A 25535-nucleotide genomic window follows, 5' to 3' on the forward strand; every position below is an offset into this window, starting at 1 on the left:
TGAATTTGCACTATTTGCCAGGCCGGATAAGGCGTTCATGCCACATCCGGCATCTGGGCACGAGTCTGTTATTTCCCCCTCCTCGCCGCCTCATACGCTGCCAGCGTTCGCAGCCTCGCCTCTTTGTGATCGACAATCGGTTGCGGATAATCCAGCTTCACGCCCGCTTTCTGCGCCCACTTCCACGGCTCATGCACCGCTTTCCCTGGCACATCGCGCAACTCCGGTAGCCACTGGCGGATAAACTCGCCTTCGCGGTCAAATTTCTCGCCCTGGGTTGTCGGGTTGAAAATACGAAAATACGGCGCAGCATCGGTTCCGGTAGAAGCGGCCCACTGCCAGCCGCCGTTATTAGCCGCCAAATCACCATCAATCAGTTGTGACATGAAATACCGCTCGCCTTCGCGCCAGTCGATCAACAGATCTTTCACCAGAAAGCTGGCTGTGATCATCCGCAGGCGATTATGCATCCAGCCAGTGCTGTTAAGCTGACGCATAGCAGCATCGACAATCGGGTATCCCGTTTTGCCTTCCTGCCAGGCCTTTAAATGCGCGGGATTACTCTGCCACTGCACGCGGTCGGTCCAGACAATAAACGGACGATGTTTACACAGAGAAGGATAATACGTCATCAAATGGCGGTAGAACTCGCGCCATATCAGCTCATTAAGCCAGACGCTACCCGGTCCGCCTTCCAGCGCCTGCGGCTGTTCCGCCAACAGGCGATGTAAACACTGGCGAGGCGATAATCCACCCGTTGCCAGGCTGGCGGACAAACGACTGGTGCCTTCTACTGCCGGAAAATCTCGTTGTTGCTCATATTCTCCGGCACCGTTCTGGCAAAACTGGCGTAATTGCGCAATCGCCGCTTTTTCTTCCACCGGGAAATGCGCGGTATCGAAAGACTGACGAGGGTAATTCAGCGTAATGGATGGCGCGGGCTCTATCGATCCGCTACTACGAACTTTTGGTGCACCGACGCACTCCGGCATCCCTTCCCGCAACCGTTTCAGCCAGGCGTTTTTAAACGGCGTAAAGACTTTGTACATCTCATGATTGCCAGTCATCACCGCCCCCGGCGGCAGGATCACGCTGTCATCAAATCCTTCACACACCACGTTACGTAGCGCTCTCTCAACCTGCACATCCCGCGCCCGCTCATGCACCTCATACTGATAGTTATAAAACAGGTGGGTAACACGATTTTCCGCGCACACCTGTTTAACTGTTTCGACGCTGGCGACAAAGTCATCCACTTCACGGAACAATAAAGGAATGCCTTTTTCCGCCAGCGCTATTCGTAGCCCATTCAGTTGAGCATTGATAAGTTCAGCCTGACGCGGCGACATGTTATGCGTCGCCCACTGGCGTGGTGTAGCGATATACAACGCCAGCACGCGTGCAGACGAATTGTGGCAGGCGGCAGCCAGCGCGAGATTATCGTGCAAACGTAAATCCTGGCGAAACCAGACCAGATGGATGGTCATAAAACTCCTGCATGGCGCAAGTTAATCACACGCGGCCAAAGTTCGAAATAACGCTGCCCTGAAAGCCAGGCGTTAGGATAAAGCGCCATATAGTGTTTGATACGCATCAGCGGCGCAAGAAGAGGCTGCTCGCCACGGCGATAACTGTCGATAAGCGCCGCCAGCTGCTGGCGTTCTGTGGAATCAAGATGCGGGCGAAAATACCCCTGAACGTGCATCAAAACGTTGGTGTGATCGCGCGGGTTGGCGGGATGAGAAAGCAAAACAATTACGCGTTGGCGGTACTGGTTGTAAAAATCATCCAGATTTTGCCACTGGTGAATATCAGCCACGAATGGGCCAAGTTTGCGGTACTCGGGCTGAGAATGGGCCAGAAAGACGAGTTTATAGCGACTGTGATAATCAAGAAGCGCCCCGCGCGTTAAGCCATGTTCTTTCAGTCGATGTAACTCATGAAGGGCGAAGATACGGATTAGAGTGCTGTCATCAAATCGTTGCTGATTCATTACTGCTCCTGAGATATTAACAGGAGTAAGTGTAGACGTTGGAAAATGAAATTTGTGAAGTTAATCCTGTTGTAGCAGGGCAAAATTACGAAAGCCCGCTCCCCGCAAGGACTGACGCCGGGTAGTTTCTGTCCATAGCTGCCTTTTCCATTCAAACGTGAAATCAATAAGTTCATCAGGGACATCGCAAACAATGTGAAGACGGATTTCTTCTCTGCCGTGACTCTTTTCACTAATTGCGTAACTGTCATGCTCTGGATTATTTAATTCTTTCAGTGGAAATTCTTCCTCAAAGGCTTTATTAAGCCGCCCCTGGTTTCCTTTTACAGCGAATAAATAATCACCTCCCTGTTTTTGTATCTTCTCTGCAATATCTTTCTGGCAACCCATAGCATCAGCCTTAATAATTTTTCTTTTAATATACAACATGTTAAGAAGTTCAGGGATAGCTGTAATCTCATTAGATTTCTCATCCGTCTTGATCTGTCCGATGACCAGACTGTGCATTGTTGAGAACGCACTAATGACATGAATCGCTCCCTTGCGGCGACTCTTGTCATAAGAGTGCCGGAGCGTTTTTCCATCAATTGCAATGACGCCTTTATCATTTGAGGAATGGCAGTCACGCATCCAGTTAATAAAGCACTCGTGAAATTTTGCAGGACTGATACAGGATACAACTCTGGCAATGGTATCGTGAACAGGAATACCATTTTCAAAATCACCATATTGTTTTAAAAAATCGAGATGTGTTTCCCCAAAATCCTCTATATCTTCCCAACCTTCTGCACCAGAAATAACGGCGCAAATAGTCAACAGTAGAATATCTGACAATTTATGTTCCACTTTCCAGGCTTGTCTGTAATCGGGAATAATAGAAATATGTTCCATCAATTTTTTAAGTTCCATTTTGTTCTCCTTAATTATGTAAGGAATATTTGATCATGTATAAGCAATAAAAAACAGTTTTAGGTAATAAGGAATATCTCAATTATTGAACATAAAATGCGAATTATTTAGTACAAAAAGTGTACTTCTGATGATCTTTCCCTGGACGAGATGCTGGAACTGCGGGAGGAATTTTATCAGGTTAAACAGGTGGTTAAGGGGATGCGTAATGGGATGTTTAGTGTGCTGAATGAGAGTTAAATAATAAAACGGGAAGGCTACATGCCTTCCCGTTTTATATTAATCACCCGGCTTCTCCCAACATTTTATCTTTTCTATTTCTCTCTCAATATCATCCATATCATCATCTCCAAGATCGGTATTAAAATTTTCAGTAATAACCCTTCTTATTTCAGCCAATCGATGTGTAATATTTTTATCATCAATAAATTTAGTGGTTTCTTTAAAATAAGAATTCAACAATTTATCATCAATAACGTTCTGTTCTATACCATTGAAATAATACCTTGCAATATTCTTAAGTGATATCAATATGTACTCTACCTCACTTAGAATATAAAGGGCATCCTTCCCGGGAATATTAATTACATCATTGTTTTTATTCATATTATTTACGCCGAGTTATTTTTGCATTATCAGAAAGAATAATATCACCTTTCACAGTCAATTCATCTATATGGTATCGAGGGTTTGTTACCCACTCTAATTGCTCGTTAGGTACATCCGTTTCCACATAATCTCTACCTTTCCCACGACCTATTTGATATTTCGCCTCTATGTCTACTTGACTGAGTGGTTTTTTATTCGCAGGTTCCAAATATACACGACCGTTATCATGCGCCTTAATTATCCCACTTTCAGCAATCGCATTTGAACCTTTACGATTAGTATAATGCCGCACACGAGTAGTTCCATTACAGAGCTCTTTTTTTAATCCGAGTGGATCAATATATTTCAACGGATTAGGCGCATAAGCATAGAGGTTTAAACCGCCCCTTAAGCCTATCGGATCCGTAACTATGAACCGCCCGACATCCGGATCATAGTACCTGTGCAGATTGTAGTGCAGCCCCGTTTCCCTGTCGAGGTACTGTCCCTGGTAACGCAGGTTCTGTTCCACCCTGCCGTGGTCCTTCTCCTGTATTGTGTTACCCCAGACCTGATACCCCGTCTCCCACACGATTTTCCCGTCACTGTCCGTCATCTCTTCCGGCGCGCCGTTCACATCCGTGTGAAAATACAGTATCCGGTTCGGTCCCTCTTTCCCCGCCTTATCCACCCGCGCCAGCGGTTCATAACTCCCCTGGTCCCTGTAGATATACAGGCTGCCTGTTCCCTCCGGCCTGCTCTCCTGCGCCAGTCGCATCCCGTCCCATAAAAATTTTGTCCGGTTATACGGTTTACCGTCAGGGCTGATGTGCTGTTTTTCCGTCCGCCTCCCCAGCGCATCGTACACATACCGGTACGTTCCCCGCACTGTCGTTACTTCCACCATCCGGTGTTCCGCATCATAACGGTAACTCTGCGTTCCGCTCCGGCCCTGCTTTTCCACCGCACGACCATATTCATCGTAACGGTAATGCACACCACGGTAAGACATCAGCCGGTTGAACGGCACCACGCTGTTTTCTGCCGTGGCCCTTTCCCCCGCGCGCCTCCCCAGCAGGTTTCCCGCCGCGTCGTACTGCCAGCTCGCCAGATACCCCTCATCCTCCGAACGACACGCCGTGATGCGTCCCGTGGTGTCATAGAAGTAATCCGTTTCCCCCCGCCGGCTGTGCCGCGTCTTCAGCAGTTCATCCTCGCCGCTGTAGCTGTACTGCCGATCCGTGAACGTCTCCGTTACCACCCCGCGCATCCCGCTGTATGTCTCCCTGCGCTTCAGCCGCCCGGTGGGGTCGTAAAGCTGCCGCGTGCTCAGTCGCCCCTGACTTCTGAGCACCTCCCGGTGCAGGGCGTCACGTGTGAACTCGCTGATGACCTCCCGGTCCAGATTTATCTGCTGGAGATGTCCGCTCCCGTAGTACAGATGGCGCTGTGTTCTGCCGTCCGGAAAGGTGGTGGCAGTCCGGTTGCTGAGTTCATCGTACTGATGGGTTAAGACGCCCTGTGCCGTCTCCTCAGTCAGCATCCGCCCCAGTCTGTCGTAACTGAAACGGATAATCTCCGGTGCGTCCGTTTCCCCGGCATCCGACCGCCGGCGGCGGATTTCCAGTAGCTGGTCTGCCGCATCACAGACGTATTCCGTACGGCTGTCGGCTGTCTCCTTTGCCGTGAGCCGGCCCACCGCATCCCGCGCCAGCCGGTGGCGGATTTCACCGCCCCTGTCCCCGGTGAACACCACTTCCGTGACCGCGTTCAGCGCGTTGTAACGGTACGCCTGGCGGCAACCGTCCGGGTTTATCTGCTCCGCCAGACGGTCCAGCACATCGTGGCGGAACTGATAGCTTTCTCCGTTCTCGTTTGTCAGCCGGGTCAGCCGCCCGTACGCGTCGTACCCGAACGCCGTCCTGCGTCCCGTCGCGTCCGTCCGGCTGCGCACCCGGCCCTGCCCGTCGCGTTGCCAGCGCGTTATCCTCCCCATCGGGCTGGTGTACTTCACCAGCCTGCCCGCCGCGTCCGACTGGTAATTCACCGTGCGGCCGTCCGCCAGTATCACCTCCACCAAGTGACCGCTGTCGTCATACCCGTAGCGCGTGCTGTGGCTCTGCGCGTCAGTCATCCGTATCAGCCGCGTGCGTTCGTCGTAGAACCAGGCCGTCTGCGAGCCGGAACAGTCCGTATGTCGCATGAGCTGCCCGTCTTCGTTCCACTGAAGGTATTTATTCCCCCCACGGGCATCGGTTATCTGTACCACCTGGCCGTGGCGGTCATACTGATACCGGGTGTTCTGTTGCAGCGGGTCGGTCACGGCAAGAAGATTGCCGCGTTCATCATACTCACAGCGCCAGCTGTTCCCCGCTGCATCCACTTCCGTTTCCGGTTCGTGCCACACCGGGTGCCACTGTGTCTGTGTCACCCGCCCGAGCGGGTCGTGCGTCTCCGTGATATGCCCCAGGCGGTCATACACATAGCGCCATTTGCCGCCCTGAGCGTCGGTCATCCCCAGCAACAGTCGTTCTTCGTCGCTCCAGCGGAACGTCATCACCTGCCCGGCTTCGTCCTGGTACGCCGTCACCTGATTCTGTGCATCCCACTGATGAAAGCGGGTACGGCCCATCCCGTCTGTCACGCATACCACACGTTCAGCCATCCGCCAGTCCAGACGGTATTGTGCGCCACTGTCAGTATGGTGGCCCGTCACGCGCCAGCCTGCATCATCCGGCCCTTCATACCAGCCCCACTGGTAATAATATCCTTCGCCGCCAGGCTGGCGGTGCAGCGTCATGCAGTGGTTTTCGTCGTAAGCAAACTCACGCAGCAGGTGCCCCGTGCTGTCGTACACGCCGTTCAGGTGGCCGGCCCCGTCATAGCTGTAACGACGCAGCAGTAAAGGAGCAGCCTCAGGGAAATGCTGATAAATCTGTGTCACCCGCCGGGGATGCGCCGCCAGTTCGTAATACAGACGGATGCACGGACGCTGCTGTTCGCCGCTGATTTCAGTGATGCGTCCCCGGTCGTCGTAGTACAGATTCAGACAGTTGCTGTTACGGTCGCCCAGCATTTTCAGCCGCTGGCGCTGCGGGTGATGCGGGTCGGCCTCAAACAGAAAAAACTGTCCGTCATCGCTGCTGATAAGCCAGTGCCCCTGCTCACCACGCCGTATTGCCAGTCCTTCGCCGGGGCTGTAAAACCCGCCCCCCGGCAGTACGGCTTCCATATCCAGGCGTCGCCCCATGCCCGACACAAAGGTCATGCAGTTTTCGTCCACGTTACCCGGTGTGCGCACGAGGCTGACTTCATACATCACACTCCAGCCCTGACCAAACATCCCTTCTGTGCGTTCGTCACGACTGCTGTACACGCGCTGCCAGTCCAGCGGAAAGTGGCCCGGCAGGCTGAAGTCGAAGTCATCGTCATCGGCCAGGTATTTGGCCCCGGTGGCGGCATTGACCGGATGCGGAAGGGCTGTGGTGGCCTTCTGCGTCAGAATGCTCATTCCGATACTGGCAGCAAAACAGGCGATTTTAGAAAGCATTTTGCCCGGGCGAAGTAACATCAGCGCCACGGTTGCCACCAGGGTTATCTGCGACTTGCCGCTTCTGATATCCCTGACCACCAGTAACGGACCGCCAATACGGACATCCGGTGACACAAACGCCCCGTCCCCCGGCTCATTCACCACCCTGGCCTCGCAGGTGCAGCGTGCCCCGCTGCGTGCCGCCGGCTGGCTGTTGATACGCACATCCCGCGCGCCTTCCGCGATATATTCCGCCGCGGGCGGTTCGTCATCACCTTTGAACAGATTACTGATACTACCAGTAACCGCATTCACTCCCTGAAAGGCGGTTTCCAGCATACCGACCGGATTTAACAGGTTAAGTGCCGTTCCCAGAGGGTCATCCAGAAAGGCGGCTTTTTTTTGTGCGAGTAACTGAGTCAGTGAGGAGGGATGTTTATGACAGTCGATTTTATCGTCAGGGGTCGGGGTGGAGCCAGGAGCCGCACTGGCCACGGTGGGCTGCCACAGTTCCGAAACAAAATGTGTCACGCCATCCACCATTTCAGAACGCCCTTCTTCCGTACTGAGCTGGTCGTGCAGCGCACGGGACATCAGCACAGGCCCTGTTACCGGGTTAACCGCCAGGGCTATTGCCCCCGCCATTTCCAGATATTCCCCGGCCACATCCCGGAACGTTCTGGCATCCTCCTGACGCTGCGCTTCTTCCTGTTCCGCCTTCGCCTGTGCTTCCTGCGCCTCAATGTCCTGCCGCGATGCCGCAGTCGCCGCTGCCCGCGCGGCAGGTTTGCTGTTGATCCATGTGTCGCCAGAGCCGGTGAGGATGTAACCTTCAGTCTGAGGAGGGAAAAGCATATTTGCGAGGTCTGAACAGGCTTCGCTGACCGTTTCTGTGGCGCCGGTGTACACCATCGCCACACCCACCACAAAACCGGTCAGCACAACGGCCGTGCATCCCATCGTGACCCCCACTGACGCCGCCAGTAACGAGGTTGCGCCGACAATGAGGGCATCAATAACGACATTTGCGGCCACCTCCAGCACCGCCCCCAGCACATCTGCCATAAACGACGTATGCAGCAGGGCATCACCCTGTCTTGCCGCCCAGAATGCATCTTCCATGTCCCGTTCCCTGTGTGATTAATTCGTCCTGGCTTCCTGCCGTATCCTGAAGCGCAGATTCTTTTTAATTTCAGCCCAGCGCGTCATATCTGCCGGGGTCAGCGGTGTGGTTCTGGCGTAGGTGAAGGCCATCATGACCCGCTCACCCGGCAATACAAATGCCACCTGACACTGGTACACATGCTCGTTACCCCGGAGAAACTGGCTCTGTATCTCCAAACAGTCTCATTGAGATAATATTCCGTCATAATGGAAATAGTCCGTTTTAATAAATGAATTATTTATTGACAGGTTCTGTTTTTTTAATCATGAACGTAATACCCATCACCGCTTTACAGCACACTTTATCTTTCCAGCCATAATCACTAATAATATTAAGCGATCACCAATATTTACAACGCCCAGAACGGATACATAGCTATGTATTTAACAATTCCAACATATTCACCATACCAATAAAATTAAGAGTAACATCCACGCTACCGCCTCCATATAAAAAATGGACAGCTTATAAAATTGCATCTTGCATAGAAAGGGCTGAGATATCGGATGTATTATAATTATCAACAATAAATCTTGAATATTTTCATTAACAGCAACATATCTTATCCCATTAGATATGTTAACAATCAATTATTCTTAACATATCACTAAAGTATATATTACTCTCTTTACTATCTGTTTTTATTGCGGTAGCGATACTAATAGCAAAATTCGGAATTTATTTAGATGCTGGAATTAGAAAAAGGGATGGCGACTTTATCACCTTACCCTGAAGTTTCAGGAAAGTGTGTAAGGAAGTATGCAACCTAACTGGAGATTTCTGATGTTCTAGTCGCTTAGAGCGACAATGAAGGTGACCGCATCCTGGGTTGTCCTTTGAAAGGATACTATCGAAACTTGAGGCTAAAACAGTGATGAAACGAATAACACGATGGAAACGTCTTCCATGTTAATTATCATGGAAGACGTTGATGTAAAACACCTAAACCAGCCCCCTGATACGAGGCTGGCTTAAGCGCGCAGGCAATCAATAAAAATCGCCGGTTGCCTTTTCGGCCTGATCCATCCACACCGGTTTATCGCTGGTTTTCGACCAGACGCGATGCAGGTAGCTGTAAAAGCGGGCGCGGTCTTTCCAGAAAAGCATGAAAGGCAGCGCCAGAACGCCCGCTGCAACCGCATAAGTACGGCGTAAAAAGATAAGCCATGCAGGATATTCTCTGTAGAGTTCCATACTTTTCTCCCCCTTTTGTATCTACCCGGTGAATGGCACCGGAAAAATGAATTTGTTTATCTGATGAAAATAGTACCGCCTTTTGTGTAATTTTGCTACTCATCCGACCACTTATTTTTGCTTATTGATGGTTTATTTACATTCACCATGTAATTAAGTTACATAAAAGTTAAATTAATACTAATCATTAGTTAAGTCATGGCTTTTGCCATTTTTATACTTTTTTTACACCCCGTCCGCAGATTTTTGCGAAATCTTTGCAGCCAGAATTCTACCCTTCCGGTATCACTTTTAGGCCACTGGAGGTGCACTGTGAGTGCAGGCGTGATAGCCGGCGTGTTGCTGGTGTTTTTATTACTGGGTTATCTGGTTTATGCCCTGATCAATGCGGAGGCGTTCTGATGGCTGCGCAAGGGTTCTTACTGATCGCCACATTTTTACTGGTGTTAATGGTGCTGGCGCGCCCTTTAGGCAGCGGGCTGGCGCGGCTGATTAATGATATTCCTCTTCCCGGTACAGCGGGCGTTGAACGCGTACTCTTTCGTGTACTTGGCGTCTCTGACCGTGAGATGAACTGGAAGCAATATCTCTCTGCCATTCTCGGCCTGAACATGCTGGGGCTGGCGGTGCTGTTTTTTATATTGCTCGGCCAGCACTATCTGCCACTTAATCCACAACAGTTGCCGGGGCTGTCGTGGGATCTGGCGCTGAATACCGCCGTCAGCTTTGTCACTAACACCAACTGGCAATCTTATAGCGGTGAAACCACGTTGAGCTATTTCAGCCAGATGGCGGGCTTAACGGTGCAAAACTTTCTTTCTGCCGCCAGCGGGATTGCGGTGATTTTTGCCCTTATCCGCGCGTTTACCCGCCAGAGCATGAGCACACTCGGGAATGCCTGGGTCGATCTGCTACGCATCACGTTATGGGTGTTAGCCCCTGTGGCGTTGTTGATCGCACTGTTTTTTATTCAACAAGGTGCGTTGCAAAACTTTCAGCCTTATCAGGCCGTGACGACCATTGAAGGAGCGCAACAGCTGTTACCAATGGGTCCGGTGGCTTCTCAGGAAGCGATCAAGATGCTCGGTACTAACGGCGGTGGCTTCTTTAATGCCAACTCGTCGCATCCGTTTGAAAACCCAACCGCACTGACCAACTTCGTGCAGATGCTGGCGATCTTCTTGATCCCAACAGCGCTGTGCTTTGCCTTTGGTGAAGTGGCGGGCGATCGCCGTCAGGGGCGCATGTTGCTGTGGGCGATGTCGGTGATTTTTGTTATCTGCGTAGGCGTGGTGATGTGGGCAGAAGTTCAGGGTAATCCGCATCTGCTGGCACTGGGCGCGGACAGCAGCATCAATATGGAAGGTAAAGAGAGCCGTTTCGGCGTGCTGGTCAGTAGCCTGTTTGCGGTCGTGACTACGGCGGCTTCCTGTGGCGCGGTGATTGCGATGCATGATTCGTTTACCGCTCTCGGTGGCATGGTGCCGATGTGGTTGATGCAAATTGGTGAAGTGGTATTCGGCGGTGTCGGTTCTGGCCTTTACGGCATGATGCTGTTTGTCCTGCTGGCGGTGTTTATTGCCGGGCTGATGATTGGTCGTACACCGGAATATCTGGGTAAAAAAATCGATGTACGCGAGATGAAATTGACCGCGCTGGCGATTCTGGTCACCCCGACGCTGGTGCTGATGGGCGCGGCGCTGGCAATGATAACCGACGCCGGACGTAGCGCCATGCTCAACCCTGGCCCGCATGGTTTTAGCGAAGTGCTGTACGCCGTGTCATCCGCCGCTAACAACAACGGCAGCGCCTTTGCCGGATTAAGCGCCAACTCTCCGTTCTGGAACTGTTTGCTGGCGTTGTGCATGTTTGTCGGTCGCTTCGGGGTGATTATCCCGGTGATGGCAATTGCCGGTTCACTGGTGAGTAAAAAGAGCCAACCCGCCAGCTCCGGCACGCTGCCAACGCACGGCCCGCTGTTTGTTGGACTATTAATCGGCACCGTGTTGCTGGTTGGCGCACTGACCTTTATCCCTGCCCTGGCGCTTGGTCCGGTGGCGGAATATCTCTCCTGATGATATTGAGTGAGCACTGAATATGAGTCGTAAACAACTGGCGCTATTCGAACCAACACTTGTCGTTCAGGCGCTGAAAGAAGCGGTGAAAAAATTAAACCCGCAGGGGCAATGGCGCAATCCGGTGATGTTTATCGTCTGGATCGGCAGTTTGCTGACCACCTGTATTAGCATCGCGATGGCAAGCGGCGCGATGCCTGGCAATGCGCTGTTTAGCGCGGCAATTAGCGGCTGGCTGTGGGTCACCGTACTGTTCGCTAATTTCGCCGAGGCGCTGGCTGAAGGCCGCAGTAAAGCGCAGGCCAACAGTCTGAAAGGGGTGAAAAAAACTGCCTTTGCCCGCAAGCTGCGTGAGCCGAAATATGGCGCTGCGGCGGACAAAGTTCCCGCCGATCAACTGCGTAAAGGCGATATCGTGCTAGTAGAAGCAGGCGATATTATCCCCTGCGATGGTGAAGTCATTGAAGGGGGCGCATCGGTCGATGAAAGCGCCATCACCGGGGAATCGGCACCGGTGATCCGTGAATCTGGCGGTGATTTTGCCTCCGTCACCGGCGGCACGCGTATTCTTTCTGACTGGCTGGTGATTGAGTGCAGCGTTAACCCCGGCGAGACGTTTCTGGATCGGATGATCGCGATGGTGGAAGGCGCACAGCGACGTAAAACGCCGAACGAGATTGCCCTGACCATTCTGCTGATTGCCCTGACTATCGTCTTTTTACTGGCAACCGCCACGCTGTGGCCGTTTTCCGCGTGGGGCGGTAATGCAGTCAGTGTTACGGTACTGGTGGCGCTGCTGGTTTGTCTGATCCCAACGACTATTGGCGGCCTGCTGTCGGCGATCGGCGTCGCCGGGATGAGCCGGATGCTGGGCGCGAATGTGATTGCCACCAGCGGACGTGCAGTTGAAGCGGCAGGTGACGTTGACGTCCTGCTGCTGGATAAAACCGGCACCATCACACTCGGTAACCGTCAGGCGTCGGAGTTTATCCCCGCGCAGGGCGTGGATGAAAAAACGCTGGCTGACGCCGCACAACTGGCTTCGCTGGCTGATGAAACGCCGGAAGGCCGCAGCATTGTGATCCTCGCCAAGCAGCGTTTTAACCTGCGCGAGCGCGATGTGCAGTCGCTCCATGCCACCTTTGTACCGTTTACTGCGCAAAGCCGGATGAGCGGGATCAACATCGACAACCGCATGATCCGTAAAGGTTCTGTCGATGCCATTCGCCGCCATGTTGAGGCTAACGGCGGTCACTTCCCTGCCGATGTTGATCAAAAAGTCGATCAGGTTGCGCGTCAGGGAGCCACGCCGCTGGTGGTGGTGGAAGGTTCTCGTGTGCTGGGCGTTATTGCGCTGAAAGATATCGTCAAAGGCGGTATTAAAGAGCGCTTCGCCCAACTGCGCAAAATGGGCATTAAAACGGTGATGATTACCGGCGATAACCGTCTGACTGCCGCCGCGATAGCTGCGGAAGCGGGTGTCGATGATTTTCTCGCCGAAGCGACACCGGAGGCCAAGCTGGCATTGATCCGTCAGTATCAGGCGGAAGGCCGTTTGGTGGCGATGACCGGCGACGGCACCAACGATGCTCCGGCGCTGGCGCAGGCAGATGTCGCGGTGGCGATGAACTCCGGCACCCAGGCGGCGAAAGAAGCGGGCAATATGGTGGATCTCGACTCTAACCCGACCAAGTTGATCGAGGTGGTGCATATTGGCAAACAGATGCTGATGACCCGTGGCTCGCTGACCACCTTCAGCATTGCCAACGATGTGGCGAAATACTTCGCCATTATTCCGGCGGCGTTCGCGGCAACGTATCCGCAGTTAAATGCGCTGAATATCATGCGCCTGCATTCGCCCGACTCCGCCATTCTCAGTGCGGTCATTTTCAACGCCTTGATTATCGTCTTTTTGATTCCCCTGGCGTTAAAAGGCGTGAGTTATAAACCGCTTACCGCTTCTGCCATGTTGCGCCGTAACTTATGGATTTACGGTCTGGGTGGGCTGCTGGTGCCGTTTATTGGTATCAAAGTCATTGATTTACTGCTGACCGTTTGCGGTCTGGTGTGAGGTTTACCATGCGTGGATTACGTCCGGGATTATCGACATTTATCTTTCTGTTATTGATTACTGGCGGCGTTTACCCGCTGCTGACCACCGCGCTGGGGCAATGGTGGTTTCCCTGGCAGGCCAACGGTTCGTTGATCCGTGAAGGTGATACGGTACGCGGTTCGGCATTAATCGGGCAGAATTTTACCGGCAACGGCTATTTTCAGGGTCGCCCGTCGGCAACGGCAGAAATGCCCTATAATCCACAGGCTTCTGGCGGGAGCAATCTGGCAGTCAGTAACCCGGAGCTGGATAAACAGATAGCCACACGCGTTGCTGCATTACGGGCCGCTAACCCGGATGCCAGCACGAACGTTCCGGTTGAACTGGTGACGGCGTCGGCAAGCGTGCTGGACAATAACATCACCCCGCAAGCGGCGGCCTGGCAGATCCCACGTATCGCGAAAGCGCGTAATCTCAGCGTTGAACAGCTCACTCAGCTGATCGCAAAATACAGCCAACAACCGCTGGTGAAATATATCGGCCAGCCGGTCGTCAACATTGTCGAACTCAATCTGGCACTGGATAAGCTTGATGAATAACGAACCCTTACGTCCCGACCCCGATCGTCTGCTGGAACGAACTGCCGCGCCGCATCGGGGGAAGCTGAAAGTTTTCTTCGGTGCCTGTGCTGGCGTTGGGAAGACCTGGGCGATGCTGGCAGAAGCCCAGCGACTGCGGGCGCAAGGGCTGGATATTGTGGTTGGCGTGGTAGAAACCCACGGGCGGAAAGATACCGCCGCAATGCTGGAAGGGCTGGCTGTTCTGCCGTTAAAACGCCAGGCGTACCGTGGGCGGCATATCAGCGAGTTTGATCTCGATGCCGCCCTCGCCCGCCGTCCGGCGCTGATCTTAATGGACGAACTGGCGCACAGTAATGCGCCAGGTTCCCGTCATCCTAAACGCTGGCAGGATATTGAAGAGCTGCTGGAAGCGGGCATTGATGTTTTCACTACCGTCAACGTTCAGCATCTGGAAAGCCTGAACGATGTGGTCAGCGGCGGCACCGGAATTCAGGTACGGGAAACCGTGCCCGATCCTTTTTTCGATGCCGCCGACGACGTGGTTCTGGTGGACTTGCCCCCGGACGATCTGCGCCAGCGGCTGAAAGAAGGCAAAGTCTATATTGCCGGGCAGGCGGAGCGCGCCATTGAACATTTTTTCCGCAAAGGCAATCTAATCGCCCTGCGCGAGCTGGCACTGCGCCGTACTGCCGATCGCGTAGATGAACAAATGCGCGCCTGGCGGGGGCATCCTGGCGAAGAGAAAGTCTGGCACACGCGCGACGCGATCCTTTTATGCATCGGGCATAACACCGGCAGCGAAAAACTGGTCCGCGCGGCGGCGCGGCTGGCGTCACGGCTGGGAAGCGTCTGGCACGCGGTGTATGTTGAAACCCCTGCCCTGCACCGCTTACCGGAGAAAAAACGTCGGGCAATTCTCAGCGCCTTACGTCTGGCGCAGGAGCTGGGCGCAGAGACGGCAACACTCTCTGATCCAGCGGAAGAAAAAGCGGTAGTGCGTTATGCCCGTGAACATAATCTCGGCAAGATTATTCTCGGTCGCCCGGCCTCGCGCCGCTGGTGGCGTCGGGAAACGTTTGCTGACCGACTGGCGCGCATCGCCCCCGATCTCGATCAGGTTCTGGTCGCACTTGATGAGCCACCCGCCCGCACGATTAACAACGCGCCGGATAGCCGCTCTTTTAAAGACAAGTGGCGGGTACAGATTCAGGGATGCGTGGTTGCCGCCGCGTTATGCGCCGTTATCACCTTAATTGCCATGCAGTGGCTGATGACGTTTGATGCCGCCAACCTGGTGATGCTGTATCTGCTTGGCGTGGTGGTGGTGGCGCTATTTTATGGACGCTGGCCTTCGGTGGTTGCCACCGTCATTAATGTGGTGAGTTTCGATCTCTTTTTTATCGCCCCACGCGGCACGCTCGCCGTCTCTGATGTGCAATATCTGCTGACCTTCGCGGTGATGTTAACCGTTGGGCTGGTGATCGGGAACCTTACTGCTGGCGTGCGTTATCAGGCGCGGGTAGCCCGTTACCGCGAGCAACGCACACGGCACTTATATGAAATGTCCAAAGCTCTGGCTGTGGGCCGCAGTCCGCAGGACATCGCCGCCACCAGCGAACAATTTATTGCCTCCACGTTTCATGCCCGCAGTCAGGTGTTGTTGCCCGATGACAACGGTAAATTGCAGCCGTTAACACATCCGCAAGGAATGACGCCGTGGGACGATGCCATCGCGCAATGGAGCTTTGATAAGGGCCTGCCCGCGGGCGCAGGTACTGACACTTTACCCGGCGTACCGTACCAGATTTTGCCGCTAAAAAGCGGCGAGAAAACCTACGGACTGGTGGTGGTGGAACCGGGGAATCTGCGCCAGTTGATGATCCCGGAACAACAGCGCCTGCTGGAGACATTTACGTTGTTAGTCGCCAATGCCCTTGAGCGGCTGACGCTGACCGCCAGCGAAGAACAGGCGCGGATGGCAAGCGAACGTGAACAGATCCGCAACGCCCTGCTGGCGGCGCTTTCGCATGATTTACGCACTCCGCTTACGGTGCTGTTTGGTCAGGCTGAAATCTTAACGCTCGATCTGGCAAGCGAAGGATCGCCCCACGCCCGCCAGGCTAGCGAGATTCGTCAGCATGTGCTGAACACTACCCGACTGGTGAATAATCTACTGGATATGGCGCGAATTCAGTCCGGCGGCTTTAATTTGAAGAAAGAGTGGTTAACGCTGGAAGAAGTGGTCGGCAGTGCGCTGCAAATGCTGGAACCAGGTTTATCGTCGCCCATCAATCTTTCTCTGCCAGAACCGCTGACCTTAATCCACGTTGACGGGCCACTCTTTGAACGGGTGCTGATTAATCTGCTGGAGAACGCGGTGAAATACGCGGGTGCGCAAGCCGAAATTGGTATTGATGCCCACGTTGAGGGCGAAAATCTACAACTGGATGTCTGGGATAACGGCCCCGGTCTTCCACCAGGCCAGGAGCAGACGATTTTCGATAAGTTTGCTCGCGGGAATAAAGAGTCGGCGGTACCAGGTGTAGGGCTTGGACTGGCAATTTGTCGGGCGATTGTGGATGTACACGGCGGCACCATTACCGCGTTCAACCGACCGGAAGGTGGTGCTTGTTTTCGTGTTACACTTCCCCAGCAAACTGCCCCTGAACTTGAAGAATTTCATGAGGATATGTGACAAACGTTCTGATTGTTGAAGATGAACAGGCTATTCGTCGCTTTCTACGCACGGCGCTGGAGGGCGACGGTATGCGCGTCTTTGAAGCCGAAACGCTGCAACGGGGGCTGCTGGAAGCGGCGACTCGTAAGCCAGATTTGATTATTCTCGATCTCGGCCTGCCCGATGGCGATGGAATTGAGTTTATCCGCGACCTGCGCCAGTGGAGCGCGGTGCCGGTGATTGTGCTTTCCGCACGTAGCGAAGAGAGCGACAAAATCGCCGCGCTGGATGCCGGAGCGGATGATTATCTGAGTAAGCCGTTTGGCATTGGCGAATTGCAGGCCCGTCTGCGCGTCGCGTTACGCCGCCACTCAGCTACCACCGCGCCCGAGCCAGTGGTGAAATTTTCCGATGTTACCGTCGATTTAGCCGCCCGCGTGATTCACCGTGGTGAGGAAGAAGTACATCTCACGCCTATTGAGTTCCGTCTGCTGGCCGTGCTGCTCAACAATGCCGGAAAAGTGCTCACCCAGCGCCAGTTACTCAACCAGGTGTGGGGACCAAACGCGGTCGAACACAGCCACTATTTGCGTATTTATATGGGGCATCTGCGACAAAAACTGGAACAGGATCCCGCTCGCCCCCGCCATTTCATTACTGAAACCGGGATTGGGTATCGGTTTATGCTTTAGGGGCTGAATTTCCGGATGCGGCGTAAACGCTTTATATGGCCTACATATTGCTCCCGTAGGCATGATAAGACGCGCCAGCGTCGCATCAGGCATTGGCTCTCATCGCTAAATATTTTAATACGTATTTATCGCTTTCAACTCTTGCTGGCATTTTTCTGACTGGCAGCGTTGCAACTCAATAATCCCGACATGCATCATCGAGCCAAAAAATCCGCTTTCGCTGACATAATCCTCATTAACTATCGGACGAGTGCCGGGCTTGCCCTGGCAAACCAGCATAAAAAATGAGGTGTAGCATTGCCAGCCGGGATTTAAACCGGCCTTTTCTTGTGCTGACATATCGTGAAGATAAGTAAGTTCTTTTTCGTTCCCGCCTGACAACTGCCAACGTCGGGTATTATCAGGTAAGTTATCGCCACGGCAATTTGTCTTACACCGGGAAGGCGCAATATTTACTGCAATGCTACCCGTTAATCCTCTGGTTTTATCCTTAGGAGTCAGTAACCAGTCGCCAGCTAATGATGATTGTTCAGGTTGGGCGCATGCAGTCAGCAGTAATGTGGCGGCAATGAATGCCACTCTGACGACCAGACTCCTTTTGGTCTTCATTTGGAATTCCCTTGAGCTATTCAGTTTGTTGGCAAAGTGCGCTTTGGTCATGCTGGATGCTACAAAATCGCGCAAATTCAATACATTGTACCATCCGTGTAGGCCTGATAAGCGTAGCGCATCGGGCAGTTATAAGTAAAAAAGGGCGATCTTCCGACCGCCCTTTTTCTTATTTAATGTGATTACGCGTTTTTCAGAACTTCGCTAACAATCTCAACCGCTTCTTTCTCGATCTGCTTGCGATGTTCTTCACCGAGGAAGCTTTCACAGTAGATCTTGTATGCGTCTTCCGTGCCTGACGGACGCGCGGCGAACCAGCCGTTGTCAGTCATCACTTTCAGGCCGCCGATAGAAGCACCGTTGCCAGGCGCTGCGGTCAAGCGCGCTGTGATCGGGTCGCCTGCCAGGGTGCTGGCGCTCACCATTTCCGGAGACAGCTTAGACAATGCCGCTTTTTGTGCGGAAGTCGCAGCTGCCTGCAAACGGTTGTAGCTCGGCGCACCAAAGCGTTTTGCCAGTTCGTTGTAGTGTTCCTGCGGGTTCTTACCGGTGACAGCGGTGATTTCCGCCGCCAGCAGACACATAATGATGCCGTCTTTATCGGTGGACCACGGCGTGCCGTCGAAACGCAGGAAGGAAGCGCCTGCACTCTCTTCGCCGCCAAAGCCGAAGCTGCCATCAAACAGACCATCAACAAACCATTTGAAACCTACCGGCACTTCTACCAGCTTACGGCCCAAGTCATTGACCACACGGTCGATCATCGCAGATGAAACCAGCGTTTTACCGACGGCAACATCTTTGCCCCACTGCGGACGATGCTGGAACAGGTAGTTGATCGCCACCGCCAGGTAGTGGTTCGGGTTCATCAAACCAGCCGGAGTGACGATACCGTGACGGTCATAATCCGGGTCATTGGCAAACGCCAGATCAAACTTATCACGCAGCGCCAGCAGGCCCGCCATCGCACACTCGGAGGAACAGTCCATACGGATTGCGCCGTCTTTATCGAGGTGCATAAAGCGGAAGGTTTGATCGACCTGATCGTTAACAATGGTCAGGTTGAGGTTGTAATACTCGCCAATGCGCTTCCAGTATTCGATACCGGAACCGCCCAACGGATCAACACCCAGCGTCAGGCCAGCTTTCTGAATCGCTGCCATATCAACGATATCGGCCAGACCTTCTACGAACGGTTGCACAAGATCTTGCTCTTTCACATGACCAGATGCCATCGCTTCGTCGAGGGAGATACGCTTCACGCCTTTCAGGCCATCGGCCATCAGCGCGTTGGCCCTGTCTTCCACCACTTTAGTGACGTTGGTATCTGCCGGACCACCATTTGGCGGGTTGTACTTGATACCACCGTCTTCCGGCGGGTTATGGGACGGCGTAATCACAATACCATCTGCCAGCGGTCCACCTTTTTTATTGTGAACCAGAATGGCATTAGAGACGGCAGGTGTCGGAGTGAAGCCATTGTTTTCCTGCACAATAACGTCTACCCCGTTCGCTGCCAGCACTTCCAGTACAGAAATAAACGCAGGTTCGGACAGGGCGTGAGTATCTTTACCCACATAGCAAGGGCCAGTGATGCCGTTTTTCGCCCGTTCTTCGGCAATCGCCTGAGCAATAGCCAGAATATGCGGCTCGTTAAAGCTATGGCGCGCTGCACTGCCACGGTGACCGGAAGTACCGAATTTCACCGCGTGCTCCGCATTCCCTGCTTCTGGTTTCAGTACATAATATTGCGCCGTCAGTTGGGCGACGTTTATCAAATCACTCTGCTGTGCAGGTTGGCCTGCACGATTGTGGATTGCCATTGCTTTGTCCTTTATCTGCAACGTTGTTTTAAATTGTCCCGCAAACCTTTTCAATCAATTCCGCCGGGAATTGCATCGACTGCATGATGTGTTCAATCATGCTGCATTTACGGCCAGTGTTAGTGTTGGTGATCACCCAATACGGCGTGCCTGGCACATGCTTCGGCTTGGTCTGATTACCATTTTTCAGCAGCGTCTGTTCATCTGCTGCAAAGTAAACGCGCGTGCGGCCGTGCAACGATTCCGTTGCCTCGGCAAACGCCTGGGCGTCAAGAGAATATAGTGTAGACAACAGCAGCATAAAGCGATTGACCGCTCGCTTTTGCTCTGCGTATTCATCGGAAAGCAAAAGTTCACGCATCGCGCGCACTTTGTCTTTCACCGTTTTGATCGGCTTCGCTTCGACGATAGCAGGTGACGCAATGCGAACCTCTTTCGTCACCGGAGCAACAGGCTGTGATGCGGCGGAAAACTTCAACATACGCCGTAAAATGTCGGATGCGCTCTCGCCGATATGCTTAGTGTGGCTGGCAATATAGCTGTAGAGTTCATCATCAACTTCAATCGTTTTCATCTTAATCCAGTGCGGTGTCTTAGCTGAATACAAGTCGCCAGGAGTATATGAATAAATCCCGGCAGCGGATAGCGTCAAGCCTGGCTTGCAGAAAAAATCGGATTAAACCTTATTTGTTGCAGCCCTGTGGCACAATGGTCAACATAATACCCTAACCCAACTACACGAAAAAAAGAACTTTGCCATGAAATTGAATATCCGCGCGCAATCTGCACAAAATCAGCATAATAATTCTCCCATCGTCCTCGTCCACGGGTTGTTTGGTAGCCTTGACAACCTCGGCGTGCTGGCGCGCGACCTGGTAAACGATCACAATATCATCCAGGTTGATATGCGTAACCACGGACTTTCGCCACGAGATCCACACATGAATTACCCGGCGATGGCCCAGGATCTTGTTGATACTCTGAATGCGCTGCAGATCGATAAGGCGACATTTATTGGTCACTCAATGGGTGGTAAAGCTGTGATGGCACTGACCGCGTTGGCGCCCGATCGCATCGAGAAACTGGTAGCGATCGATATCGCGCCGGTGGACTATCACGTACGCCGTCATGATGAAATTTTCGCAGCTATCAACGCGGTCAGTGGATCCGACGCGCAAACGCGCCAACAGGCCGCTGTAGTGATGCGCCAATATATTAATGAAGAGGGCGTGATTCAATTCCTGCTGAAATCTTTTGTTGACGGTGAGTGGCGTTTTAACGTGCCAGTATTATGGGATCAGTATCCACATATTGTTGGCTGGGAGAAGATTCCGGCATGGAACCACCCTGCTCTGTTTATTCCTGGCGGCAATTCCCCGTATGTTACTGAACAGTATCGTGATGATTTGCTGGCACAATTCCCACAAGCACGGGCGCATGTCATTGCAGGCGCGGGGCATTGGGTACACGCAGAAAAACCGGATGCTGTGCTGCGGGCTATCCGTCGCTATCTTAATGATTAACGCAACTGATTAAAAACCCAGCGTCCGCGCGGCATTCCGCGCGTGGGCGTTGGCGAGATTCCTCACGCTGTTGTATTATGGCGGGCTATCCATCCGGGCAGGCGCCTGGCTGATTGTTTCCCCCGAAGTCACCAAGATCATGGCCAAAGAACAAACGGACCGTACGACATTAGATCTGTTCGCGCACGAGCGTCGACCGGGACGACCGAAAACCAATCCGCTTTCGCGCGATGAACAGCTGCGTATTAATAAACGCAACCAGCTAAAACGCGACAAAGTACGTGGCCTTAAGCGTGTCGAACTGAAGCTGAACGCGGAAGCTGTCGAGGCGCTGAACGAGCTGGCGGAGTCGCGCAATATGAGCCGTAGCGAACTGATCGAAGAGATATTGATGCAGCAACTGGCGGCGCTGCGTAATCAGGGCATCGTTTAAATATCCACTTTCGTGTAGCACAGTGTGCAGTCCTGCTCGTTTGCTGATTCCGCAAGACTGCCTGTTCTGCTATGATTGCCTTTATCCGTGGGCAATTTGCCACCCCCATTTCAATAAGTTTCAAGAGGTTATTTCACTCATGGCTATCACTGGCATCTTTTTCGGCAGCGACACCGGTAATACCGAAAATATCGCAAAAATGATTCAAAAACAGCTTGGTAAAGACGTTGCCGATGTCCATGACATTGCAAAAAGCAGCAAAGAAGATCTGGAAGCTTATGACATTCTTCTGCTGGGCATCCCAACCTGGTACTATGGCGAAGCACAGTGTGACTGGGACGACTTCTTCCCGACTCTCGAAGAGATTGATTTCAATGGTAAACTGGTTGCGCTGTTTGGCTGTGGCGACCAGGAAGATTACGCAGAATATTTCTGCGACGCCTTAGGCACCATTCGTGACATTATTGAACCGCGCGGTGCGACCATCGTCGGTCACTGGCCAACTGCGGGCTATCATTTCGAAGCATCAAAAGGTCTGGCGGATGATGACCACTTTGTCGGCCTGGCTATCGACGAAGACCGTCAGCCAGAACTGACCGCCGAACGTGTAGAAAAATGGGTAAAACAAATTTCTGAAGAACTGCATCTCGACGAAATTATCAATGCCTGATGTACTGCGGCGTAGACTCATGTCTACGCCGTATTAATAGATAATGCCAATCAAAATAATTGCTACAAATTTGTAACTTTTGCCGTAGTACCTGTACAATGTTCCAGTATTGAAGTGGCCTTACCGATGTAAATGTAAGCTAAGCCACGTTTTTATTAACAATATTTGCCAGGGACTTGTAGTTTTCATTTAGGCATGGCAAATCTATAATGATACGCATTATCTCAAGAGCAAATTCTGTCACTTCTTTTAATGAAGTGAACCGCTTAGTAACAGGACAGATTCCGCATGACTGATAACAATACCGCCCTAAAGAAAGCTGGCCTGAAAGTAACGCTTCCTCGCTTAAAAATCCTGGAAGTTCTTCAGGAGCCGGACAACCATCACGTCAGTGCGGAAGATTTATACAAACGTCTGATCGATATGGGTGAAGAAATTGGTCTGGCTACGGTATATCGTGTACTGAACCAGTTTGACGACGCCGGTATCGTCACCCGCCACAATTTTGAAGGCGGTAAATCCGTATTTGAACTGACTCAACAACATCACCACGATCACCTGATCTGCCTCGACTGCGGAAAGGTTATCGAATTTAGTGATGAATCTATCGAAGCGCGTCAGCGTGAAATTGCCGCGAAGCATGGCATTCGCCTGACTAACCATAGTCTCTATCTTTACGGTCACTGTGCCGAAGGCGATTGCCGCGAAGATGAGCACGCGCACGAAGGCAAATAAGCCAGCCTGAACGAAAAAAGCCAACCTGCGGGTTGGCTTTATATTATTGGCATAATGCGCTTTGTTCGTGCCGGATGCGGCGTGAACGCCTTATCCGGCCTACAAATCATCTCAAATTCAATATATTGCATAAAAAGGTAGGCCTGATAAGCGCAGCGCATCAGGCAAATTGGCGTTTGCCATAAGTCTCAAGCCAACCTACGGGTTGGCTTTTTTATACAAGGGAAATAAGAAAAGCGAGAGTTACAGCCCTCACTTATTTGTTATTACTGCGAATTTCCTGCCAGACCTTATCACAATCGGCTTTCACTGCCTGGTCATTACCGGTTTGCGTTGCCTGGATGCACTGCTGATAATCCAGCACGCGGACACTTTCCTGCTCGGCAAATTGCTGATGTTGTTTCTCTTTCTTCAGCACGTTTAACACGCTCTGACAGGCTTCAATTTTTTCCGGCGAACCTTGCGCGGTATTGATACAGGCGCTGTACGCCTCTTTCAGACGACTGTCTTCCTGTGGCGCGGTTGATTGCGCACAAGCCACCAGCCCCGATGCCATCATGGCGATGAGAATCAGTTTTTTCAAAGCGAATTCCTCAAATGTGCGGCAGGCACAAAACCTGCCGCGTCGGGCATCAGAAGATGGTGAATGGTGCGATTACCATGAATTTCACGTCGCGCTCATCCTGGAAGATGTTACCGTAACCGCCGCCCCAGCTTGGGATGTCGGAGTGGTTGTCGTATTCGGTGAAGTGCAGTTTGAACATCGTGCCCTTGGCACGACCGTCCTGAATGGTGTAGACCGCATCCAGGCTGTATGCAGACTCTTCAATAGTCCGGTTCTTGTCGTAGTACGCATCCGGGTTGCTCTGCCAGGTCGCAGGTTTAGCATCCCATGCATAAACGTAGGAAGCGCCGATGGCGAAGCCTGGAAGATTCCAGTTTTTCAGGTCATACATCGCGCCGAAGAAGACCGCTTTTTCGCCGTTGGCGTTAAAGTCAGAACGGTTATCCCACCAGATATCCAGGCGACCGTTCGAGGAAGCGTAGGTTGGCGTCATACGTTGCAGGAAGTATCCCTGCTGACCGTCAGCTTTAACCCAGGTGCCTTCCAGACGCAAATCCACCACGTCAGCCGCCCGGTAACCAAAGGTCAACGCTTGCAGCCAGGCGGTGCCATCATAAAGATCGTTGACGCTACGATCGTCAACTTTATCGCGCGTACCGTAGAACTGGTAGCTGGCGGTTAGCGGGCTACCGGCGATATCAAATTTATAGCTGGCTTTGGCAAAATACTGATCGATATACCCTTCCGCCTGACCAAACGCCGCTTCCAGCACGAAGTTATTTTTGAAGTCGTATTTCGCACCGATGGAGTGCAGATAATCAACTTTAGTGGTCTTATCGTTCTGATAAAACTCATCCATTTCCAGATGCCACGGCGCTTTGTATTCGTTGGTCCACATGTAGGAGAAACTCAACGCACCAGCATCGCCGTAATCAAAATTGGCCCCGGCTTCCGCGCCCTGATAGGTACCCGGCATAAAGCTCCAGTGCGGCGCTAACAGCGTTTGACCAGTTGGCTGAATGTAACCTGCCCTCGCCCACACAGGACCGTATTTAAATTTGGCCGCTGCTTTATACAGGCTTATACCGCTTTTATCGCCGGACCAGTCTTCGTCATAGGCTTTATTACTTTTCGAAAACGCGATTTCGTTCGGGTGTGAGCTGTCGCCGTTTTCCGCCATTTCAATCGCCGTAAACGCGGCAATATCAAGGCCGAACATATCAGCAGCATAACCGGACTGAAAATCGAGGTTGGCATTCCAGGTGGAGTGAGAAAGGTTGGTTTTGTATTTGTCGCCGTCGGTAACATCTTTACGGTCGCGTTCACGCTGCCAGTAATAGATACCGCCGGTTAAGGTTGAATCGTCGATGAATCCTTCGGCGCGAGCCTCCGGCATTGCCACCAGGCCCGACATTGCTGTAACACCGGCGATAGCCAGCGCCAGCGTACTACGTTTGCCACTAAACGTACGCATGGGTTAATCCTCTTTGACGTATAAATTGCTGCACCACAGGTGAACAGCGAAAAAAATAAAAATTAAAAAAGTAGCGTTGAGAAAAATCTCGCTGACTACAGGAATAGACTATTTTTCGCGACGCGAATTATCAATCTCTTTCTGTAACGAGAATGTAAGAACATGAGCAACCGCACATATTTTGATGATTTTTGTTACAAGGTTTAAATGTGTACCAGGCGAGCGGGTAGAAGAAAAAATATGT

Annotated in this window: 21 protein-coding genes and 3 pseudogenes; 12 read left to right on the top strand and 12 right to left on the bottom strand. The window is 52.4% G+C overall.

The genetic code is table 11. The features are described 5' to 3' along the window. Window positions 1–68 precede the first annotated feature (68 nt). The 3 genes and pseudogenes from phrB to FEK43_RS08785 all read right to left on the bottom strand — a co-directional run. On the bottom strand, window positions 69–1487 hold the full coding sequence (gene phrB / locus FEK43_RS08775; RefSeq protein ID WP_138158506.1) for a deoxyribodipyrimidine photo-lyase: 1419 nt from the start codon (window positions 1485–1487) through the stop codon (window positions 69–71). After that, on the bottom strand, window positions 1484–1993 hold the full coding sequence (locus FEK43_RS08780; protein ID WP_130261045.1) for a YbgA family protein: 510 nt from the start codon (window positions 1991–1993) through the stop codon (window positions 1484–1486). Before FEK43_RS08780 ends, phrB begins: the two co-directional genes overlap by 4 nt. 144 nt (window positions 1994–2137) lie before the next feature. Continuing rightward, window positions 2138–2902 (bottom strand): annotated as a pseudogene (locus FEK43_RS08785) (ISAs1 family transposase); the annotation flags it as partial. A 144-nt stretch (window positions 2903–3046) separates the two neighbouring features. Between FEK43_RS08785 and FEK43_RS23040 the strand changes: the two are divergent. Continuing rightward, window positions 3047–3142: pseudogene (locus tag FEK43_RS23040) on the top strand (toxin SymE, type I toxin-antitoxin system family protein); the annotation flags it as partial. Window positions 3143–3181: 39 nt separating this feature from the next. Here FEK43_RS23040 and FEK43_RS08795 read toward each other — a convergent pair. The 4 genes and pseudogenes from FEK43_RS08795 to FEK43_RS08810 all read right to left on the bottom strand — a co-directional run bounded on the left by FEK43_RS08795 (window position 3182) and on the right by FEK43_RS08810 (window position 9381). Further along, window positions 3182–3508: a hypothetical protein gene (locus FEK43_RS08795; RefSeq protein ID WP_001039055.1), complete on the bottom strand. Its 327-nt coding sequence runs from the start codon at window positions 3506–3508 to the stop codon at window positions 3182–3184. 1 nt (window position 3509) lies between these two features. Beyond that, complete coding sequence (locus FEK43_RS08800; RefSeq protein WP_138158508.1) at window positions 3510–8144, bottom strand: RHS repeat-associated core domain-containing protein; 4635 nt, start codon at window positions 8142–8144, stop codon at window positions 3510–3512. An 18-nt stretch (window positions 8145–8162) separates the two neighbouring features. Further along, window positions 8163–8363 (bottom strand): annotated as a pseudogene (locus FEK43_RS08805) (DcrB-related protein); the annotation flags it as partial. A gap of 811 nt (window positions 8364–9174) precedes the next feature. Beyond that, entirely contained in the window at window positions 9175–9381 is a 207-nt protein-coding gene (locus FEK43_RS08810; RefSeq protein WP_000424924.1) for a YbfA family protein, read from the bottom strand. A gap of 312 nt (window positions 9382–9693) precedes the next feature. Between FEK43_RS08810 and kdpF the strand changes: the two genes are divergently transcribed. The 6 genes from kdpF to kdpE are packed head-to-tail and all read left to right on the top strand — an operon-like array spanning window position 9694 to window position 17459. Beyond that, window positions 9694–9783: a K(+)-transporting ATPase subunit F gene (kdpF, locus tag FEK43_RS08815; protein ID WP_001365534.1), complete on the top strand. Its 90-nt coding sequence runs from the start codon at window positions 9694–9696 to the stop codon at window positions 9781–9783. Next, on the top strand, window positions 9783–11456 hold the full coding sequence (gene kdpA / locus FEK43_RS08820; RefSeq protein WP_135406206.1) for a potassium-transporting ATPase subunit KdpA: 1674 nt from the start codon (window positions 9783–9785) through the stop codon (window positions 11454–11456). Before kdpF ends, kdpA begins: the two co-directional genes overlap by 1 nt. Window positions 11457–11478: 22 nt before the next feature. Continuing rightward, entirely contained in the window at window positions 11479–13527 is a 2049-nt protein-coding gene (gene kdpB / locus FEK43_RS08825) for a potassium-transporting ATPase subunit KdpB (protein ID WP_135406205.1), read from the top strand. 8 nt (window positions 13528–13535) lie between these two features. Further along, the gene (gene kdpC / locus FEK43_RS08830; RefSeq protein WP_135406204.1) at window positions 13536–14108 is read left to right on the top strand and encodes a K(+)-transporting ATPase subunit C; all 573 of its coding nucleotides are present in this window, start codon (window positions 13536–13538) and stop codon (window positions 14106–14108) included. Further along, window positions 14101–16785, top strand: coding sequence for a two-component system sensor histidine kinase KdpD (kdpD, locus tag FEK43_RS08835; protein WP_135406203.1), 2685 nt, complete (start codon window positions 14101–14103; stop codon window positions 16783–16785). The genes kdpC and kdpD overlap by 8 nt, the downstream gene beginning before the upstream one ends. After that, a complete protein-coding gene (gene kdpE / locus FEK43_RS08840) occupies window positions 16782–17459 on the top strand; it encodes a two-component system response regulator KdpE (RefSeq protein ID WP_130209834.1) in 678 nt (225 codons plus the stop codon). The genes kdpD and kdpE overlap by 4 nt, the downstream gene beginning before the upstream one ends. Window positions 17460–17573: 114 nt before the next feature. Here kdpE and FEK43_RS08845 read toward each other — a convergent pair whose 3' ends face one another. The 3 genes from FEK43_RS08845 to seqA form a co-directional block, all read right to left on the bottom strand. Then, complete coding sequence (locus FEK43_RS08845) at window positions 17574–18068, bottom strand: hypothetical protein (protein ID WP_130209832.1); 495 nt, start codon at window positions 18066–18068, stop codon at window positions 17574–17576. Between the two features lie 182 nt (window positions 18069–18250). Further along, entirely contained in the window at window positions 18251–19891 is a 1641-nt protein-coding gene (gene pgm, locus FEK43_RS08850) for a phosphoglucomutase (alpha-D-glucose-1,6-bisphosphate-dependent) (protein ID WP_001295675.1), read from the bottom strand. Between the two features lie 28 nt (window positions 19892–19919). Next, the gene (seqA, locus tag FEK43_RS08855) at window positions 19920–20465 is read right to left on the bottom strand and encodes a replication initiation negative regulator SeqA (RefSeq protein ID WP_130209830.1); all 546 of its coding nucleotides are present in this window, start codon (window positions 20463–20465) and stop codon (window positions 19920–19922) included. Between the two features lie 184 nt (window positions 20466–20649). Here seqA and ybfF point away from each other — a divergent pair, with 184 nt between their 5' ends. The 5 genes from ybfF (at window position 20650) to fur (ending at window position 23252) form a co-directional block, all read left to right on the top strand. Beyond that, window positions 20650–21414, top strand: a complete 765-nt coding sequence (gene ybfF, locus FEK43_RS08860; RefSeq protein WP_130209828.1) for an esterase — start codon at window positions 20650–20652, stop codon at window positions 21412–21414. Between the two features lie 139 nt (window positions 21415–21553). After that, window positions 21554–21847 carry a LexA regulated protein gene (gene ybfE / locus FEK43_RS08865; protein WP_064528940.1) on the top strand — a complete coding sequence of 98 codons (294 nt, stop codon included), beginning with the start codon at window positions 21554–21556 and terminating at the stop codon, window positions 21845–21847. A 139-nt stretch (window positions 21848–21986) separates the two neighbouring features. After that, window positions 21987–22517 (top strand): flavodoxin FldA, encoded by a 531-nt coding sequence (fldA, locus tag FEK43_RS08870; protein ID WP_010346538.1) that lies wholly within the window; start codon window positions 21987–21989, stop codon window positions 22515–22517. A gap of 209 nt (window positions 22518–22726) precedes the next feature. After that, the gene (uof, locus tag FEK43_RS08875; protein ID WP_010380762.1) at window positions 22727–22813 is read left to right on the top strand and encodes a fur leader peptide; all 87 of its coding nucleotides are present in this window, start codon (window positions 22727–22729) and stop codon (window positions 22811–22813) included. Beyond that, window positions 22806–23252, top strand: coding sequence for a ferric iron uptake transcriptional regulator (gene fur, locus FEK43_RS08880; protein WP_000131706.1), 447 nt, complete (start codon window positions 22806–22808; stop codon window positions 23250–23252). The genes uof and fur overlap by 8 nt, the downstream gene beginning before the upstream one ends. Before the next feature lie 256 nt (window positions 23253–23508). Here fur and chiQ read toward each other — a convergent pair whose 3' ends face one another. Continuing rightward, window positions 23509–23835 carry a ChiQ/YbfN family lipoprotein gene (chiQ, locus tag FEK43_RS08885; protein ID WP_000733594.1) on the bottom strand — a complete coding sequence of 109 codons (327 nt, stop codon included), beginning with the start codon at window positions 23833–23835 and terminating at the stop codon, window positions 23509–23511. Window positions 23836–23884: 49 nt separating this feature from the next. Further along, a complete protein-coding gene (gene chiP / locus FEK43_RS08890) occupies window positions 23885–25291 on the bottom strand; it encodes a chitoporin (RefSeq protein ID WP_130215036.1) in 1407 nt (468 codons plus the stop codon). Window positions 25292–25535 lie beyond the last annotated feature (244 nt).

Origin of the sequence: Escherichia sp. E2562 (genome assembly GCF_005781075.1) — a bacterium.
In the GTDB taxonomy this organism is placed as follows: domain Bacteria; phylum Pseudomonadota; class Gammaproteobacteria; order Enterobacterales; family Enterobacteriaceae; genus Escherichia.

What these genes read in the sequence shown, in the direction of transcription:
- FEK43_RS08810 (WP_000424924.1), bottom strand. Translation starts at nt 9,381, where the DNA reads ATGGAACTCTACAGAGAATATCCTGCATGGCTTATCTTTTTACGCCGT.
- FEK43_RS08800 (WP_138158508.1), bottom strand. Translation starts at nt 8,144, where the DNA reads ATGGAAGATGCATTCTGGGCGGCAAGACAGGGTGATGCCCTGCTGCAT.
- kdpD (WP_135406203.1), top strand. Translation starts at nt 14,101, where the DNA reads ATGAATAACGAACCCTTACGTCCCGACCCCGATCGTCTGCTGGAACGA.
- FEK43_RS08795 (WP_001039055.1), bottom strand. Translation starts at nt 3,508, where the DNA reads ATGAATAAAAACAATGATGTAATTAATATTCCCGGGAAGGATGCCCTT.
- kdpC (WP_135406204.1), top strand. Translation starts at nt 13,536, where the DNA reads ATGCGTGGATTACGTCCGGGATTATCGACATTTATCTTTCTGTTATTG.
- kdpB (WP_135406205.1), top strand. Translation starts at nt 11,479, where the DNA reads ATGAGTCGTAAACAACTGGCGCTATTCGAACCAACACTTGTCGTTCAG.
- FEK43_RS08780 (WP_130261045.1), bottom strand. Translation starts at nt 1,993, where the DNA reads ATGAATCAGCAACGATTTGATGACAGCACTCTAATCCGTATCTTCGCC.
- chiP (WP_130215036.1), bottom strand. Translation starts at nt 25,291, where the DNA reads ATGCGTACGTTTAGTGGCAAACGTAGTACGCTGGCGCTGGCTATCGCC.
- phrB (WP_138158506.1), bottom strand. Translation starts at nt 1,487, where the DNA reads ATGACCATCCATCTGGTCTGGTTTCGCCAGGATTTACGTTTGCACGAT.
- FEK43_RS08845 (WP_130209832.1), bottom strand. Translation starts at nt 18,068, where the DNA reads ATGAAGACCAAAAGGAGTCTGGTCGTCAGAGTGGCATTCATTGCCGCC.
- pgm (WP_001295675.1), bottom strand. Translation starts at nt 19,891, where the DNA reads ATGGCAATCCACAATCGTGCAGGCCAACCTGCACAGCAGAGTGATTTG.
- kdpA (WP_135406206.1), top strand. Translation starts at nt 9,783, where the DNA reads ATGGCTGCGCAAGGGTTCTTACTGATCGCCACATTTTTACTGGTGTTA.
- seqA (WP_130209830.1), bottom strand. Translation starts at nt 20,465, where the DNA reads ATGAAAACGATTGAAGTTGATGATGAACTCTACAGCTATATTGCCAGC.
- fldA (WP_010346538.1), top strand. Translation starts at nt 21,987, where the DNA reads ATGGCTATCACTGGCATCTTTTTCGGCAGCGACACCGGTAATACCGAA.
- ybfE (WP_064528940.1), top strand. Translation starts at nt 21,554, where the DNA reads ATGGCCAAAGAACAAACGGACCGTACGACATTAGATCTGTTCGCGCAC.
- uof (WP_010380762.1), top strand. Translation starts at nt 22,727, where the DNA reads ATGATACGCATTATCTCAAGAGCAAATTCTGTCACTTCTTTTAATGAA.
- fur (WP_000131706.1), top strand. Translation starts at nt 22,806, where the DNA reads ATGACTGATAACAATACCGCCCTAAAGAAAGCTGGCCTGAAAGTAACG.
- ybfF (WP_130209828.1), top strand. Translation starts at nt 20,650, where the DNA reads ATGAAATTGAATATCCGCGCGCAATCTGCACAAAATCAGCATAATAAT.